The sequence below is a fragment of the Desulfosporosinus sp. BICA1-9 genome (genome assembly GCF_000802135.1).
Window position 1 is genome coordinate 1 of record NZ_JUEE01000130.1, and the last position, 17,734, is coordinate 17,734.

Consider the following 17,734-nt stretch of genomic DNA (forward strand, 5'->3'; position numbering starts at 1 on the left):
TGCTTAGGTTGTTTTCTGAGCACCATGCAGCAGCCGTTTGTCCGGAAGCACGGTAAGCGTTTACCTGCTGGCGTCTGATCCTAGACTGCTCGTCATGTGTCATGGATAATTCCTCCTCAATTAGTCTTGAGGTAATTATCCCAGTTCTAAATGGCTATTGCTATGTGCAGAGTTTTTGACAATTACGTTTAACCGGTTTAATTTCGACGACGTCCAGAACGTAGTCTTGATTAAAAATCTGCAATTATCAATATTGAAAGGAAGGAAAATTCAATTGGTTTTAAGAATACTAATGAAAAAGAGAATAGCGGGGGAAGAACAATATGGGGAGTGTACTACTAAAAACTAAACTGCACATACCTAAACCTATACTGGGGTTAGTTAGGCGTCCAAGGCTGTTGGCAAAGCTTAATGAGGGACTTCGTTTGGATAGAGCTTTTTCCTTAATCTCGGCCCCCGCCGGGTATGGAAAAACAACTCTGGTAGCGGACTGGCTAGATAGGGTTAACCAGGTTCAGGTCTGGCTTTCCTTAGATGAACACGACAATGACCCGGTGAGGTTTATCAGTTACATTATTGCTGCGTTGCAAAGAGTCAATAAAAACATTGGACTGGAGGCCGCAAGACTGTTATCCGGGTCCGGAATGCTATCAGTAAAAGCCGTGGTGGTTACCCTGATCAACGAAATAGTGGCAACAATGGAGCCATTCATTCTAGTCCTGGATGACTTTCATGTGATTAGGCACGAATCTGTTGTGCAGGTAGTCCAGGCTTTACTAGATAATCATCCGCCCAGTATGCACCTTGTGATGATAACGCGGGAGGATCCGGCACTCTCCCTCCCACGCTTGCGTGTCCGCAACCAGATGACGGAAATACGGATGAATGACCTACGCTTCGATCTGGCGGAGACGGGGGACTTCTTAGCAACCTCAGTGAGCGTCAAGCTCAAACACGAGGAAGTATCGGCGCTCGGTGCCCGAACTGAAGGCTGGATTGCCGGCTTGCAACTGGCTGCTCTTTCAATCAATGGACAGGTTGCAGAGCAGGTAGGCGAGTTCATTAAGGCATTTAGCGGAAATCACCGCTATATCATCGACTATTTAATGGAAGAGGTAGTTCAGAGTACGGATCGGGAGATACAAGTATTTCTTACCCGCACTGCTGTTGTGGATCGTTTTAATGCTGAATTGGGCAATGAATTAACCGGTCAGAGCAACGCCAAATCGATTATTGCTAAGCTGGAACAGACTAACTTATTTCTGATTCCTTTGGACAATGAGCGGCAATGGTACCGGTATCACCACCTGTTTGGTGAGTTTCTTCGTACAGAATTAGCAAGAACCGAACTTATTAACCTTCAGCACCGGGCTGCACTATGGTTTGCTGGTAATGGAATGCCGGAAGAGGGGATCAAATTTGCCTTGGCTGCTCAGGTTTATGATTTGGCTAGCCAATTGCTTAAGTCCCAAGCATCCCGACTATTCCAAAGGGGAGAGGTGATCACCCTCCTGGATTGGCTCAGTTCTCTTCCACTAGAATTGGTTGACATGAGTGGGGAATTGGCTAGTTATAAAGCTTGGTCCTTATTTTTACTAGGTAAAAGCGAAGAGGCCGTACATTGTCTAACCAAGGCGGAGAAAATTCCGGCTGAAAACAGCGACCAACTTACGGAGGGAAGACTATTGGCACTGCGTGGTTGGATTGCGAATTACCATGATGACCCTCGCACCAAGGAAATAGCACAGAAGGCTATTGAGAGGATTGGTGATCAAGACCCCTTTTTTCGGGAAATTGCTCTACTCTCCCTAGGCCATGCCCAAAGAAAAAGTGACCCCATGGGAGAGTCTACGGCGACGTTGTACATGGCCTATCACACGGCGCAGGTTGCAGGGCATATCTTCACCAGCTTAGTTGCCTTGGTGGATATAACCATGAATTTAGTGATTCAAGGTGGGCGCAAGGAGTCTATGGAATTGTGTGATCAGGCCTTTCGGGACTATGTGGACACTCAAGGTAAACCTTTGCCTATGGTTGAACTGTTGTATATACCGTTAGGTATTCTTCATTATGAGGGTAACAACCTCGAGCAAGCCAGGGAATACTTGGAAAAGGGGATAATTGCTAGCCAGCGGTTAGGATTAAATCGAATATTGGGTGGCGATGCTGAGCAGACTCTCGCCCTGGTATACTGGGCTTTAGGTGATACTCAAACTGCTATGGATCTTCTGAAAAAGGCTAAAGCGAATACTGATGCTAAGGCTTTCCCGCTCATAAAGGTTAGGTACGATGCTTTTGAAGCTCTTCTTTTACTAAAACAAGGGGATTTAGCAGAAGCTCTAGCTTGGGTCGAAAGGTCAAGCTTGTACCCGGCGGACAGCATTACTTCGTTTAAGGAGATACCGTATATGGTTGTAGCCAGGACATTATATGAAGCAGCTCAGTACGAGCAGGCCTTGAAATTATTGAATGACATCTGCCAGTTTGACAGAGAAAGGGGAAGAAACGGGAGATTAATTTATGGACAAATTGTTACATCCCTGGTATTGAAGGCACTTGGCAGGCGGGAGGAAGCAATTCATTCAATGGAAGAGGCTGTGAATTTTGCGGCTGTTGAGGGATATATACGCCCATTTCTGAGTGAAGGTCCTGAAGTTAGGGACTTGCTGTTTACAGTTGAGTCTAAAAGACCGGAGTTCATAACTCCTCTGCTGGCATACTATACCCATCCCCATGAGAAGGCGCCCACTTGTCCAACGTTACCAGGTATGATAGAACTATTAAGCGAACGTGAACTTGAGGTTCTAAGGCTGCTGGCGGCCGGACTTTCCAACGAAGAGATTGGTAATAGCTTGTTTATTTCACTTGGGACTGTTAAGTGGCATGTTAAAAACATATTCGGTAAATTAGAGGTCAAGAATCGTGTCCAAGCAGTTGCTAGGGCCCAGCAAATGGGCGTACTTGCCAATCAGAGTTGAGGTGACTGTTAAGAATAAGAACGAACTTATATTAAGAGGTGAGAATATCTTTGGAGTTTTGCAGATCTTTGGCAGAACTCCTCTTTTTTGTTACTGATTAAGTCTCGAAACCCTACTTTCGGATAGTGGGAAAACCCTACTTTCGAGAGGTTTCTAAGACTCATTAAAGATTTATAACTAAAGTGTAAGAGTGAGGTGGTGATTAAATGCAGTATTACGAGATTATGATCAGAGGTCATATTGACCAGCGTAGGGCGGGCTGGTTTGCAGGACTGGAGATAACTCAGCTTCCCGAAGGAATAACTCGCTTGGCAGGGGAGGTAGTGGATCAGGCAGCCCTGCACGGTATCTTAAGCAGACTCCGAGATATGGGCATCGATTTGTTATCGGTGAAATGCAATGACAGTTGAATATTGGGTCAATAGTGTAGAAAAATTTTAATATTGAGGAGATGTCAGTCAATGAATATCGCTAGGACAATCGTGAACGTAATCACATTAATTCTCTTATTTTCAACCACCATTTGTGGCCTTTACATCCATTTTTCTAAAGATAAAATTGCCGATTATAATAGCTCAGTCAGTTTTCACCTTATCTTTGCCATATTGACGGTAATATTCGTGACGGGTTCTATCGTAATATCACGGAGGTAGTACAGGACTAAGGCGCTATTTCCCCAGATTAGGAAAATGATTAATAAGGATGAAATAATTATGAAAAAACTCTTCGCTTTAATAAAAATTAATAGGATCCTGGCTACCTTGGCCCTTATTGCTCTGGTAATGACTGGGTACATGCTTTGGGCACGTCCTTACCAGCTTAATTGGGGAGCAACAGGCCAGGAAGTGAAACAATCCATGCCGGGAGATCAGCTGGATCCCAATCCGGAATTCTTCGCTACCCGCGGGATTACCATCGCGGGTACACCGGAGGAAATCTGGCCTTGGCTGCTACAGATGGGATATGGTCGAGCAGGGTACTATGGTTATGACATTCTGGAAAACCTAGGAAGCCCGCGGGGAATTCACAGTGCTGACAGCATCTTGCCAGAGTTTCAGCAATTTAAAGTTGGCGATGGAGTTCCGATTAGTGCTGTAGCCAACATGATCTTCTATGCTATTGAACCAAACCAGTATATAATTTGGACTGGAATGAATCATGTAGGCAGTTTTATATGGGCCCTATATCCGATAGATGAGAGCCATACCCGTTTGGTTAGTCGCATCCGCTGGTCTTTTCATTGGACCCAGCCAAGTTTACTTTCCCTTGATTTGTTCACAGAATTCACAGATTACCTTGCTGTCCGTGAAATTTTGCAAGGCGTAAAAGGGCGGGTAGAAAATCAAATAGAGCCAATGGCCAAACTAAACACCGAGTTCGTAGTTTATGTGATGTCTGCTCTGATCTTTATTGTAACGTTATGCTTATTGCTCATTCGTCCACTTACCTGGAATAAATGGCTGACAGCATTAGCAGGAGGGGTGGCATGGCTTGTCACTTGGTATGCACCTGTATCGATTTGGGTCGGAGTTGGGCTGGAGCTTTTGGTTCTATGGAGGATATGCATTCCACAAGACTTTTACACGAAGCACAAATTAGGGAAGACTGGGTGAATCCCATACTTAATCTGAGGGTTGATTGGACATTCGACTCTAAAGTTTAAATCTTCTTTTTACTTCTGGCCATTGGAAAGAGGTCCGATGTTGAAGAATCACAGTTGAAAGCAACTTGTGGAGTGGGTTTGAGGGTTAAGGATGTGCATGTTGAAAGCGCCGATAAGTCTACACGCTTATCGGCAATGTAAGCTTGCCTGCTTCAGAAACGAATGGCTGCTTGCGACGGCAAAAATAGCTATTCCTGTTTTGGCTATGATTATTGTTTGCTTAAAAAATTTTTTAATAATAAAGGGTTATTTCAATTAATGGCGAATATAATACTTACATAAAAATTGTTGACAATTGACAATCTAAAAAAGATTCTGATTTAAGTAATATAACCAATGTATGAGTGCATGAAAAAGATATCAGAAATGAGATGATTAGTCTGAACGATGCGGACAGGTATCAAAGAGATAATTTAAGTAGTGTAGTAGTTGACTATATAAAAGAGATGATTTTAGCAAGGGTTTATAATGAAGGTGAACATATATTAGAAACAGAAGTTGCAAATAAACTAGGAATAAGTCGGGGGCCAGTGCGAGAAGGTATCAAAGATTTAGAAAAAGAAGGCATTGTAACGGTGCTTTCGCGTAAGGGAACTTATGTGACAAAGTTTCAACTCGAAGATATTAAAGAGATATTTGACATTAGACTTTTACTTGAATATAACATTATCGAAATTTTGATTCATGAAGACAAACTAACCGAACAGGATTTTAAAGTATTAGAGGATATTGTCAAAGATATGGTGGATATTGTAAACCAATCAGACAATTTTTCTGAAAGAATGATTCAGCTTAGTTTAAAAGATATGGAATTCCATAAATTCATTTGGCAAAAATCGGGCAGCAAGAGAAGGGTAAATATTTTAAAGGGTATCTATTTCCAAATAAGAATGGCTATGCTCTATGACACCAATGAGACTGGTGATTTATTGGTTACAGCGACAGACCACTATGACATTATTAGGTTTTTAAGGAATAAGGATATAGAAAAGTGTAAAGAAGCTCTGAGAGGTCATATTATTTCTTATCGAGATGGAAAATTCGCATAGAAACAGTTATTAACTGTGACTTAAATTGTTAACAATCAACAATCTGCAAATTACAATGTAAAACTACAATGCACAAACAACAATCTACAGTAATAAAAAAAGGGGGATGCAAAAAAATGGATAGAAACTTATATTTTGAAGTTGGAGAATATAAGGAAAGACTGAACAAAACAAAACAAAGCATGAGTGACAATGGCATTGATCTGATTATTGTCACTGACCCAGCAAACATGAATTATTTAACGGGTTTTGATGGTTGGTCCTTTTATGTGCACCAATGCTTAATTGTCATCGCTGATCAAGATGAACCTATTTGGGTCGGCAGAGGACAAGATGGTAATGCAGCTAGGTTAACAACTTGGCTCCAAGAAGAAAACATCCGGGCTTACACAGATGATTATGTACAATCATTGATCAAACATCCGATGGATTTTGTCTCGGATATTATTAAAGAAAAACGATGCGATAAAAGGGTTATCGCGACTGAGATGGACAGTTATTACTATACGGCCAAATGTCAGGAGCGATTAGTGGTTGGATTACCCAATGCAACGTTCAAAGATGGGACAAATTTGGTCAACTGGGTAAGAATCATTAAATCAGACTTCGAAGTTGAATACATAAGAAAAGCAGCCAGGATTGCAGAGAATGCAATGGCAGCCGCTTATAATTCGATAAATGTAGGGGTTAGACAGTGCGACGCTGCGGCTAATGTCTATCATGCCCAAATCAGTGGTACAAAAACTTACGGCGGTGACTATTCTTCAATTATTCCGCTAATGCCCAGCGGAATTAGAACTTCAACACCCCATTTGAGCTGGACGGATGGCCCTTATGTCGATGGAGAAAGTGTGATTTTAGAACTTTCAGGATGCTATAGACGATATCATTGCCCTCTTTCCAGAACGATGATTTTGGGGGATGCTCCTCAAAAGGTTAGAGACCTGGCAGAAGTTGTGGTGGAAGGTTTAACCAATGCGCTCAATGCTATAAAACCTGGAATGACTTGTGAAGAGGTCGAGCGCGTGTGGGCAAAAAGCATTGCCAAGAGTGGCTTCATTAAGGATTCCCGTATCGGCTATTCCATGGGACTTAACTATCCGCCGGATTGGGGCGAGCACACCGCGAGTTTCAGACCGGGAGACAAGACAATTCTGAAGCCAAACATGACTTTTCATATGATTCCGGGTATCTGGCTTAGTGACTGCGGCGTGGATATCAGTGAATCTTTTAGAGTAACAGAAAATGGATGCGAAACCTTTACGAATTACCCGAGAAAACTGTTAGTTAAATAGAAATCACTCTTCAATGACCGGATTGGAAAATGACGTGAAGTGAAGGAGGGGGAAAATGGGGAAGTCACTCTTTAAAGCGATAACAAGATGCGAAGAGTTCATTCTTGCTTATTCAGTCATACTGATGGCCGTAGTTTTAGTTGGAAGTGTTATCAGTCGAAAAGTGTTTAATTACAGTTGGACTTCTGCAGAAGAAATTGGACAGACGTTAACGCTCATTGTAACTTTCTTAGGGATCGGCTATGCCGCAAAAAAAGCAAAACACATCACGATGTCTGCTTTATATGATCAAGTAAGTAATCGATATAAAAAAATACTCACGATGGTCATTACCGGTGGGACGTCTATCGCAATGTTTTATATTTGTTACTATGGGGTTCTCTATACGTTGAATGTGTATGAGTTAGGCAGAGTTTCACCTTCCATGAGAATACCGATGTATTTAATTGTAGCCGTTGTGCCGATCGGGTTTTTCTTAGGCGCAATAGAGTATGGCAGAACCTTCATTAAGAATTTGAAAGAAAAAGAGATTTGGATATCGACTGAGGAAACAATCCGGGATTACCTTGATGAGAAAGCGTGCAAAGTTCCTCTGAAGAATCAGGCTGAATGCGCAGAGATAGATAATAAGGAGGTGAAGTAATGGCTTTATTGCTCATGAGTATTATGGTGCTATTACTGATACTGAACTTCCCTATGCTGGTCAGCATGATTATCGCTCCTTTTGTGGTATTAGTTCAATATTATCCCAATGTGAATCCGTTTCTAGCGACCCAACAACTGGTCGGAGGGGTATCAGCATTTGTTCTGCTGGCCGTGCCTATGTTTATCTTTGCTGCAGATATCATGTGTGCTGGTCAGACTGCCAAAAGACTTCTGGATTTCGTAGAAGTCTTTGTTGGGCATATTCATGGCGGTATGGGTATTACAACTGCTGCCACATGTACTTTGTTTGGTGCCATATCTGGTTCCACACAGGCAACGGTCGTTGCAGTAGGTAAACCTATGAAAAAAAGGCTTGTTGAAAGCGGATACCGTGATTCAGATACCATTGCGCTGATCATCAGCTCGGCCATCATCGCTTTGCTAATTCCTCCAAGTATCTCCATGATTATGTACAGCGTCGTAACAGGCGCATCAGTAGGAGATATGTTTATTGCTGGCTTAATACCTGGACTTTTAATCCTGTCATTCTTTTCTGTGTTTATTTATTTTGACTCTAAGCGAAAGAATATACCTAAATCAGCCACTCTTTCCAAGGCAGAAAGAATGAAAGCCTTTAAGGACGCCATCGCGCCGCTTGGTTTTCCGGTCATAATTTTTGTAGGTATTTATGCAGGCATATTCAGTCCGACGGAGGCGGCAGCGGTATCGGTTCTCTATGCTGTGATCTTGGAACTGTTTATATTTAAGAGCATTAAGCTTAAAGACTTTGAACGGATCGCATTATCGACTGCGGTAGTTACCTCTGCTGTCTTTATTCTGGTCTCGGCAGGACAACTATTCTCCTGGGTTATTTCTTATGCAAGAATACCGCAATTGCTGACATCGAGTTTGCTGGGACCGAATCCTTCGCAGCTCATGATTCTAGTTTGGGTCACAATATTCTTCTTTATCGGATGTAGTTTTGTGGATTCTATTGTGGTCATTATTATTGTGACACCGATCTTCTTCCCGATCGCTGTGGCCGCCGGAATTCATCCAATTCATTTGGGAATCATCGTCACGCTGCAGGCTGCCATCGGATCCATTACACCGCCGTTTGGATGCAATATCTTCACAGCCAGCGCAATCTTTGACAGACCATTTTTGGCAGTCATCAAAGGGCTTGGGCCATACTTGTTAATGCTTGTTGTCATATCCATTATCATTATTGCCTTTCCGTGGCTTTCATTGGTGCTGATTTCATAGGCGACATAAAGTAAAAAAATCAGAAAAGACAGGTATGAATATGAGTAAAATCAAAGAAGAAATTACTATGTTTCAGGATGAATTGATTGAATTGCGTCGGGATTTTCATAGGCATCCGGAATTGGGCTATCAAGAATTCAGAACCTCTAAAATTGTCTATGATTATTTGTTGCAGCTGGGCCTGGAAGTTAAGATGATGACAAAAACCGGGGTTGTAGGGCTATTAAGGGGCAACCATGACGGGAATACCGTCTTACTAAGAGCCGATATGGATGCTCTGTCGCAAGAAGAAAAGACAGGGTTAACCTATCAATCGAAAACTCAAGGAATCATGCATGCTTGTGGGCATGATGGGCATACCGCGATGCTGATGATGGCAGCCAAGATATTAGTCAGACATAAGGAAGAAATCAAGGGCAATGTTAAATTCGTTTTTCAACCCAATGAAGAAGAGGCAGGGGCCCTCAATATGATTCAAGCCGGAGTACTGGAGAATCCCGTGCCGGTTGCTGCCTTTGGGTTACATCTTTGGACACCGATCGAAAGTGGGAGAATTGGTTTAGCAACTGGACCGATCATGGCGTGTACGGAAGAGTTTGAAATCACTATTATAGGAAAAGCCGGACATACTTCTGCACCGCATACTGCGCTTGATCCTATACTAGTTGCTGCTACTGTGATACAAAGCTTGCAATCGATACAAACGAGAGAAGTCGATCCACTCCTTCCCATAACCATTATGGTGGGTAATGTACATGGTGGCAGCGGTAGGAATATTATTGCCGACAAAGTCGAAATCGGCGGCACCATCAGATTCTTATTCAAAAATGAAGAGACCGAGAAAATCATTCTCTTGGAGAAGTTTGAACGAGTGATCAAAGGAATATGTGAAGGAATGGGTGTTCAGTATTACTTGAAATTTATTCCAAGCAATCCATCGCTGTACAATGATAAATCGATGGTTAACTATGTGAAGCAAGCAGCTGTGGAGACCTTTGGCAAAGAAGATAATATTGTCGAATACAGATGCATGGCAGGAGAAGATTTTGCTGAGTTTACCCACCGCGTGCCCAGTGCTTTCTACTTTGTGGGGACAGGTAATGTGGAGAAGAATAGCCAATATCCGCATCATCACCCCATGTTTAACATAGATGAAGATACGTTAAAAATCGGAGTAGAAATGCATGTAAGGTCTGTTCTAAATTTCTTGGCTATTTAACGATACTATATTAAATTTGAGGAGGGGTCTGTATGAGAAAACTGACGAGTCTATTTGTAATCCTTACACTGATGATTACCCTGTTAATTGGATGTGCTCCGAAAGCACCGACCGCACCGACAGTTCCGACTACCACATCCGATAAGAAGCAGGAAGTCGTTACCTGGAGAATTGCCCATGAGGAAATTGATGGGAGCGTTCAAGACTTATATAGCAAACGATTTAAAGAATTGATTGAAAAGAAATCTAACGGCGCAGTAAAAGTCGATGTTTATCCTGTCGGACAAATTGGAGATGCCACACAGCAAGCTGAATTGCTCCAAAATGGCGGTCTGGAATTTGGGATAGTATCACCGGGAAATACGGGTACCATCGTCCCAGAGAATCAGTTATTCTCACTTCATTTCCTATTTTCAGATAATATGGACAAAAATGCCGAACTCTTCAAAACAAGTAAAGCCTTGAACGAAACACTGTCAAATTTATATCTAGCGAAGAACATAAAGGTATTGTCCTATTGGACGGAAGGTTCCATGGAGTGGACATCCAACGTCGAAGTTAATACTCCGGCTAAATGGAAAGGCCTAAAAATGAGAACCATGCCTTCACCCATGATTGTAGCTGCCTATCAAGCCTACGGCTCGAATCCTACGCCTATTCCTTATATGGAAGTATACAGCGGGTTGCAGTTGAAAATGATCGAAGGTCAAGAGAATCCATTATTTGCAATTGAAGAAATGAAATTCTATGAAGTACAGAAGTATTTAACCTTAGCTAGCTCAAACCTCTATATGACAACAACTTCGACCAACCCAAAATTCTTTGATTCCCTGTCAAAAGATCAACAACAAATGGTTCTGAGTACCATTGAAGAGCTTCGTCCCGAATCGTTTGCGATCCAAGCGAAATCCAACGGTGCAGCGTTAGATAAGATCAAAGCAAAGAGCGGCATCAAGATTGTTGAATTAACCAAAGAAGAGAGAGAGGCCTTCAGAGTAGCCAGCAAGTCGGCCTATGATAAGTATGCTGAAATGGTTGGACCAAAAGGCAAAGAGATTCTATTACAACTTCAGGCAGAAGCGAAAGCTCTCCAGTAAGTTTACGTACAAACCACCCGCCCCCCACTAATAGAAGTAGGGATCTCGAAAACTAGATGAAAGCGAGTAAATAAAAAGGTATGACTGTTATATAAGTATCTCTTATGGTACTTATATAACAGTGTATCGCTATAAGGGGAAAATTGTATGAATATTTTTCCGGATGCTAAAATTTTAGAGGTCAATTTGTCAACCAGTATAATAACAACAAGGCTCTTATCAGGAGAAATCTACAGGCTTTATCCAGGCGGCTCAGCCCTGGGTGTTTATTTGTTGCTCCAGGAGATGGAACCGGAAAATGATGCACTATCTCCGGCGAATACTCTTATTTTTACCGTATCTCCCTTGACCGGACTACCTATCAGTGGTAGTAGCAGATTAAACATTACCGCAAAGGGCCCATTGACAGGTGCCATTGGCGATAGCCAGTCAGGCGGATTTTTTCCAGCACATTTGAAATTAAACGGTTGGGATGCTGTTGTTTTCCGAGGAAGAGCAGAACGACCGGTCTATTTATATATTAATGGAGACGAAGCAGTACTACGGGACGCACAAAATGTTTGGGGCAAGGTAACAGGCGAAGCAGAGGCAATTATTCGGACTGAAATTGGAGTTAACGATCTAGAAATTGCTCAGATCGGGCCTGGAGGGGAAAACCTTGTAAAATACGCGTGTATTATCAACCAGTGTACGCGAGCCAATGGGAGAACCGGCATGGGTGCTGTCATGGGCTCCAAGAACTTAAAAGCTGTGGTACTGAAAAAAGGAAAGCCGACCAAGGCTTATGACGTTGATAAGTTTAAAGAATTAGCAACCAGTGTTAAAACAAGATTGGTAGAAAATGAAGCGGTGGCCGGATTGGGCAAATATGGCACGGATGGAGATTTAGAAGGCTTTAACAATGAGGGGTTCCTAGCCACTAACAACTGGACTGCCGGGCACTTAGTGGAAGGTGCAAACAATATAACAGGAACAACGATGTATGAAACAATTTTAAAGAATCGAGATACTTGTTTTGCTTGCGCGGTTCGATGCAAACGAGTCGTCGAAATTCCTGGTGTGGTCGATCCTCTCTATGGCGGTCCCGAATATGAGACTTGCGCGGCTTTTGGATCCTACTGCGGTGTAACCGATTTAGAAACAGTCGCTTTATGCAATCAACTTTGTAATATGTATGGTCTTGATACGATATCGTGTGGCGCGACAATTGCTTTTGCGATGGAGTGTTATGAAAAAGGGTTGATTACCAGGGAGGATACCGACGGCTTAGAACTTAACTTTGGGAATCATCGTGCTCTACCAATCTTAGTAGAAAAAATTGCCAAGCGTGAGGGTTTTGGACGTTTGCTGGCTGAAGGCAGTTTACGGGCAGCTCTGCAAATTGGGCAGGATGCCATTGAATTGAGCATTTCAGTGAAAGGTCTAGAACTGCCAGCCCATATGCCGCAATTTAAGCCTGCTGTCGGACTAATTTACGCTGTAAATTCGTTCGGTGCCGATCATCAATCCAGTGAGCATGATGGATTTTTGGTACTGCCACCGGATAGTAGGGAAAGACAGCGCTTAGCTCAAATTGGTATCTGGAAAGGCTATGATAATTCTTATGAGCTGGATGCTGAAAAGGTGAGATTTGCCTTAGCCAGTCAAAAATATTTTTCTATCCTAGACAGCCTATGTTTGTGTCAATTCGTTTGGGGTCCTTCTTGGGAACTTTACGGGCCGACGGATCTGATTGATTTGTGTAAATATGGCCTTGGGTGGGATACGTCACTCTATGAGCTAATGTTGGTAGGGGAACGAAGAATCAACATGATGAGGTACTTCAATGCCAAAGCAGGCTTTACCAAGGAAGATGATCAGCTCCCGAAACGGTTATTTGAAGCGTTTAACGATGGGCCATCAAAAGGAGTACAACTGGACAAAGCGGCTTTTGAAAAGGCGAAAGAACGGTATTATGAGCTTGCAGGCTGGGATACCAAAACAGGGAGTCCAACAGAGGCAACCTTAATCGGACTGTCCTTGGACTGGTTGCTAGAGAAAGACTTGACATGGAGTTAAAAGTAAATCATAAGCTTATATCTGTTCCAGCTGATTATACCTTAGGGTTGCTTTTAAAGAGCATGGATTTTTCAAAGTCAGTCGCTGTTTTTATTAACAGCCAGCAAATACTCATGCGAGATTATGATCATTACAAATTGAATGAAAAGGATTCAGTAACTATTATAAAGCCATTGGCTGGTGGCTAGAAGGCTTAGTTAAAAGAGGAGGGGGTTATAACAATGCTTAGAACAACGGGAGATATCGACGCTCTTCTCGAAAAACACATGAATTATAGAGAGGGCTGTCTGAATCTGATCGCATCAGAAAACTTTGCTAGTGAAAAGGTTCGCAGCTATTTAGGCAACGATTTTGGAAACAGATATGGCTGCTATGTGACGACGAATTTGGACGATAGAGAATATACCGGTAATAAATATATTCAAGAATTTGAAACGGACACTCAGGAACTTATTAAGGAAATATTCCATGCCAAGTATGCTGATTTGAGACCGATTGGTGGACATATGGCTGGGATGTCGGTGGTGTTGGCCCTACTAGAACCTGGTGATTTAGTGATAGAAGTGAGTCTGAAGGATTGGGGACATGGGTTGGTAGGACCTATGTGCCAGATTAAACAGTTTGATGAAACAATTAAAGTGGAGTACATGTTATTTGATGAGGACCGTTGTGTAGATATTGAAAAGTTAAAGCAACAAATCCTTGAAAAAAGACCCAAGCTGATCATTTTTGGTGGTTCTGGAACCTTATTTCCCGAACCTGTCAGGGAGCTTAGGGAAATTGCAGATGTACAAGGGATCTTGATCGCTTATGATGCTTCCCATGTTACCGGATTAATTGCTGCAGGTGTTTTTCCAAACCCACTAGATGAAGGCGCGGACATTATGTTTGGGAGTACGCACAAATCGTTCCCTGGACCCCAAGGCGGCTTTGTTGTATCAAATAATTATGAGCTGATAGAAAAGGTAGGGAATACGCTTTCTCCCTCGTTAGTAACGAGCCATCATTTGAATCGCCTCCCTTCGTTAGCGGTATCGATCATGGAAATGAAAGCATTTGGAAAAGAGTATGCAGAACAAATTGTTCGGAACACGAAAGCCTTTGCCAAGGCGTTGGATGACTTTGGATTCCACGTTTTAGGGAAAGGAAAGGGTTATTCCGAGTCACATCTGTTATTGGTAGATGTGGGTAAATACTTTAATGAAGCCCCAGCTAAGCATCTGGAAAAGGCAAGAATATTATGTTCGGATGACTTCTCAGGGAACAGTGCAGAGATAAGAATAGGTACTCCTGAAGTGACAAGAAGAGGAATGAAAGAAGACGATATGAAAATAATGGCAGGCTTCTTCAAAAGGGTACTTATTGATCATGAAGATCCAGAACAAGTTGCAATAGAAGTAGAGGTTTTTAGTAGAAAACATCTAGGTTGTGAATATTCGTATTAGGCTTTGACAGTTCCCACGGCGATACTCTCCACTGCTCATTCTGACATTGACGATCTTTCGGAAATGTGTAAATTTCACGACTGTACCCATAACAGTGAACCAAATTGTGCGATACAACAAGCCATTTGTGACGGTGTGCTCTCTATCGAAAGGCTAGAAAGCTATAGAAAGCTGAAAAAGGAAACGAAGTACGAGGGGTTAAATTCAAAGCAAATTGAAACAAGGTGGGTAGCTCAAACGTTGGAATTGATATTGGCACACAGACAGTTGGGATTAGTTCTTCTGAAAAGGTAAGGTTGTTGGAACTGGCACCGGAGATCAATACGCCATATCGTGAGATTAGGAAGCTTCAACGAAAAATGGATCGCAGTCGTCGGGCGAATAACCCTAACAAGTTTAAGGTCGATGGAACTTTTAATCAGAGTAATCATGACCCTTGGGTAAGGTCTAAGCACTATCTGAGAGATCAATGCAAACTCCAAAGAATCCAAGGTAAGTTAAGTAATCTTCGCAAGCAATCCCACGAACGATTGGCCAACGAGATTATAAGCCAGGGTACGGAGGTTTTTGTTGAAGAAATGTCCTTCAAGGGACTTCAGAAGCGAGCCAAAGGATCACGTAAAAAACACAAGGGAACTATTGTCCTTGTGTTTTACTTCTTTATGAGATAGTTGTTTCCCAGTCCTTAATCCCAGTATCTTCAATAATTCCTAATGTTACATCCGTGATATCCTTGTAGGTCAAGAGCTTATCTCGAATCCTAAATTTGATGTCATCAGCCACAGCTAGGGATAGGCCTGGTCTCAGTTCTATGTAGCTTTCGACGTGAAAAAAACGTCCTTCTTGGAGGATACGCATTTTGTTAATATCCGTCACATCGGGATCGGATAAGATAATTTGTGAGACCTTGTCTTCAACGTCCTTGGGAGCTGAAACACCGATCAATCCAACCATGTTCTCATATCCTACTTGAAAAGCGACTCCACCCATGAGGAGCCCGATAATGATCGCTGCAAAGCCATCTAAGGCCTTGATCGAAGTAAAGTGAGTGATCAGAATAGCTATCAGGGCTAGAATGGCCCCGAAGGTAGCGACAAGATCTTCATAGAAGACAAGGCGTGTAGCCGGAGAGGCACGTTTGACATTTTTTACGGCTATTGGTACAATGCCTAATCCTTTTCCCGTAGTCCGAGTTTCGCTTAATATTTCACGCATGGCCTTGGATAGGACATAGCCATCAATAGTGATTGAAGCAGCGAGACTAAAAATCGTCAAACCAAGCTTGCCAAAGGGGGCTGGATGTTGAATTAAATGGATTCCTTCTAGAACCGTTTCATAGGCCATGATGGTCACTACGATGACTGCCCCCATGCAGAAGACATTGATAAGCCGCCCAAATCCTGATGGAAACCGTGGAGTCGGTTTTCGTTCAGAGAGAATGCTACCAATAAAGACAAAGAGCTGATTAACAGCGTCGGCACCAGTATGCATAGCCTCAGCAAACATTGCACCGCTACCACTAGAAACTGCGGCAATTCCTTTGATAATCAGCAAGAAGAGATTGCCAAGTGCCGCATATAAAGAGGAAGAATTCCCTTTACTAATGAGATCTCGAATTGTCGTCAATAATCCTCACATCGTTTCAAAGCTTTTTGATTATGATCCCATATTTTCGGAGATTTATGCTCAGGATGTGACAAAGAGTAGTGAACATACATATCCTGAAGCATATGGGTGCTTTGAAAGCGGTGATAAATGTGAGTCTATATGTTGCATTAGGTGATTCGATTACTGCAGGATATGGCGTAGCTAGCCCCTTTTCTTTTCCCAATGTCTATGGAAATTACTTGGGACGACACGATAAAGATTTGCGCATCCTGAATTTAGGAATCAACGGTTTAACAACAAGGGGGCTGTTAAACTTATTAAAATCAAATCGGGGCCTTCGTCATTCTCTTTCCCAAGCCTCTCTAATTACACTGACCATCGGCTCAAATGATTTACTTCGTCTTATGGGTAACTCTCATCAGAGCTTAAATCCAGCTCAGATACCCTTAATTTATGCGAATATGGCCAAAACTTTGGAGCTAGTGGGGCAAGAAATCAGGCTGCTGAGCCCGAATGCAACCGTTAAAGTTGCAACTCTTTATAATCCTTTGACTGAGTGGGGCCCCTATGCGCATTATTATCGACTGGCGCAAGAGATGATTGATAATAGTAATGCTATGATTATCAGATGGGCTAAGGGATTTGGATTCGTAGTCGTTTATGTAGATCGGGAGTTTAAAGGAAAAGAGCGCTTGCTCACCGGTCAGGATCAGGCACATCCGAACGCTGTCGGGTATCAAGTAATTGCTAAAGCGTTTTCTCGATATTAAGGTTTAGGATGAAGAAAAGTATCGAATAAGTAAGCTCATAAATAAGTAATAGCCGCCTTCTCAGCGGCTATTACTTATTTATGTCTGAGCGGGGTTCAGGGTTGTTAAGGCGTTTCATGGAAAGATACCAGTAGAGGCCTGTTAAGCCAAAGACAAGAACACCGATCGCTAAGGCCAGTAATAATCGACCTGGATGATCCGTCAAACGCCAAAAGTCATGTCCCACCCAAGATTCCCATAGAATCATAGGAATTTTACCAATGAAAGTCGCTAACAGAAATCTAGGAAAGGTCATTAGAGATAAGCCGGCAGCATAATTGACAGCTGCAGAGGGTAATATTGGGATGAGTCGTGAGATCAAAATGATGGTGAAACTATTACCTTCAATTAGTTTACCCCACTTGCCGAGCTTTCCCATTTTAGGTTGCGCCCATGGTTGACCAAGTGTACGGGCTAACCAAAAACCCACAGCAGCCCCTAGCAGACTACCGACTAAGGAAAGCAGAAATCCTCCGACCCAACCATAAAGAAGGGTGTTCACCCCAGCTATTAAGACAAAGGGTATCACTGGAAAGAGTGCAAACAGCATAATGATCAACAGGTCGACAAAGATGCCGATCCATCCCCATTGTGAAACAAAC

General features: G+C 42.5%; 16 protein-coding genes. 14 read left to right on the forward strand and 2 right to left on the reverse strand.

What is annotated here, in order from left to right:
• The first annotated feature begins 323 nt into the window (after positions 1 to 323).
• From JL57_RS15235 to JL57_RS15295, 13 genes are all read left to right on the forward strand, one after another.
• On the forward strand, positions 324 to 2,978 hold the full coding sequence (locus JL57_RS15235; RefSeq protein WP_034142885.1) for a LuxR C-terminal-related transcriptional regulator: 2,655 nt from the start codon (positions 324 to 326) through the stop codon (positions 2,976 to 2,978).
• Positions 2,979 to 3,184: 206 nt separating this feature from the next.
• Complete coding sequence (locus JL57_RS15240; RefSeq protein ID WP_034142886.1) at positions 3,185 to 3,388, forward strand: hypothetical protein; 204 nt, start codon at positions 3,185 to 3,187, stop codon at positions 3,386 to 3,388.
• A 303-nt stretch (positions 3,389 to 3,691) separates the two neighbouring features.
• On the forward strand, positions 3,692 to 4,591 hold the full coding sequence (locus tag JL57_RS15245) for a hypothetical protein (protein ID WP_291300140.1): 900 nt from the start codon (positions 3,692 to 3,694) through the stop codon (positions 4,589 to 4,591).
• Positions 4,592 to 5,012: 421 nt separating this feature from the next.
• A complete protein-coding gene (locus JL57_RS15250; protein WP_034142887.1) occupies positions 5,013 to 5,690 on the forward strand; it encodes a GntR family transcriptional regulator in 678 nt (225 codons plus the stop codon).
• A 116-nt stretch (positions 5,691 to 5,806) separates the two neighbouring features.
• Positions 5,807 to 6,985, forward strand: a complete 1,179-nt coding sequence (locus JL57_RS15255) for a M24 family metallopeptidase (protein WP_034142888.1) — start codon at positions 5,807 to 5,809, stop codon at positions 6,983 to 6,985.
• 55 nt (positions 6,986 to 7,040) lie between these two features.
• Positions 7,041 to 7,628 carry a TRAP transporter small permease gene (locus JL57_RS15260; protein ID WP_291300141.1) on the forward strand — a complete coding sequence of 196 codons (588 nt, stop codon included), beginning with the start codon at positions 7,041 to 7,043 and terminating at the stop codon, positions 7,626 to 7,628.
• Positions 7,628 to 8,896 (forward strand): TRAP transporter large permease, encoded by a 1,269-nt coding sequence (locus tag JL57_RS15265; protein WP_034142889.1) that lies wholly within the window; start codon positions 7,628 to 7,630, stop codon positions 8,894 to 8,896. The genes JL57_RS15260 and JL57_RS15265 overlap by 1 nt, the downstream gene beginning before the upstream one ends.
• Positions 8,897 to 8,936: 40 nt before the next feature.
• Positions 8,937 to 10,115, forward strand: a complete 1,179-nt coding sequence (locus JL57_RS15270) for a M20 family metallopeptidase (protein WP_034142899.1) — start codon at positions 8,937 to 8,939, stop codon at positions 10,113 to 10,115.
• A gap of 32 nt (positions 10,116 to 10,147) precedes the next feature.
• Positions 10,148 to 11,212: a DctP family TRAP transporter solute-binding subunit gene (locus JL57_RS15275; RefSeq protein ID WP_034142890.1), complete on the forward strand. Its 1,065-nt coding sequence runs from the start codon at positions 10,148 to 10,150 to the stop codon at positions 11,210 to 11,212.
• Positions 11,213 to 11,359: 147 nt separating this feature from the next.
• Entirely contained in the window at positions 11,360 to 13,270 is a 1,911-nt protein-coding gene (locus JL57_RS15280; RefSeq protein WP_034142891.1) for an aldehyde ferredoxin oxidoreductase family protein, read from the forward strand.
• On the forward strand, positions 13,261 to 13,458 hold the full coding sequence (locus JL57_RS15285) for a MoaD/ThiS family protein (RefSeq protein ID WP_034142892.1): 198 nt from the start codon (positions 13,261 to 13,263) through the stop codon (positions 13,456 to 13,458). The genes JL57_RS15280 and JL57_RS15285 overlap by 10 nt, the downstream gene beginning before the upstream one ends.
• Before the next feature lie 33 nt (positions 13,459 to 13,491).
• Positions 13,492 to 14,715 (forward strand): serine hydroxymethyltransferase, encoded by a 1,224-nt coding sequence (locus JL57_RS15290; RefSeq protein ID WP_034142893.1) that lies wholly within the window; start codon positions 13,492 to 13,494, stop codon positions 14,713 to 14,715.
• A 224-nt stretch (positions 14,716 to 14,939) separates the two neighbouring features.
• On the forward strand, positions 14,940 to 15,386 hold the full coding sequence (locus JL57_RS15295) for a hypothetical protein (protein ID WP_034142894.1): 447 nt from the start codon (positions 14,940 to 14,942) through the stop codon (positions 15,384 to 15,386).
• On the opposite strand, the gene JL57_RS15300 is transcribed toward JL57_RS15295, so the two are convergent.
• A complete protein-coding gene (locus JL57_RS15300; protein ID WP_034142895.1) occupies positions 15,376 to 16,341 on the reverse strand; it encodes a cation diffusion facilitator family transporter in 966 nt (321 codons plus the stop codon). The two genes, JL57_RS15295 and JL57_RS15300, sit on opposite strands and share 11 nt — an antisense overlap.
• Before the next feature lie 80 nt (positions 16,342 to 16,421).
• Here JL57_RS15300 and JL57_RS15305 point away from each other — a divergent pair, with 80 nt between their 5' ends.
• Positions 16,422 to 17,093: an SGNH/GDSL hydrolase family protein gene (locus JL57_RS15305; protein WP_291300129.1), complete on the forward strand. Its 672-nt coding sequence runs from the start codon at positions 16,422 to 16,424 to the stop codon at positions 17,091 to 17,093.
• A 70-nt stretch (positions 17,094 to 17,163) separates the two neighbouring features.
• Here JL57_RS15305 and JL57_RS15310 read toward each other — a convergent pair.
• On the reverse strand, positions 17,164 to 17,734 hold a 571-nt coding region (locus JL57_RS15310; RefSeq protein ID WP_034142896.1), incomplete at its 5' end, for a TVP38/TMEM64 family protein.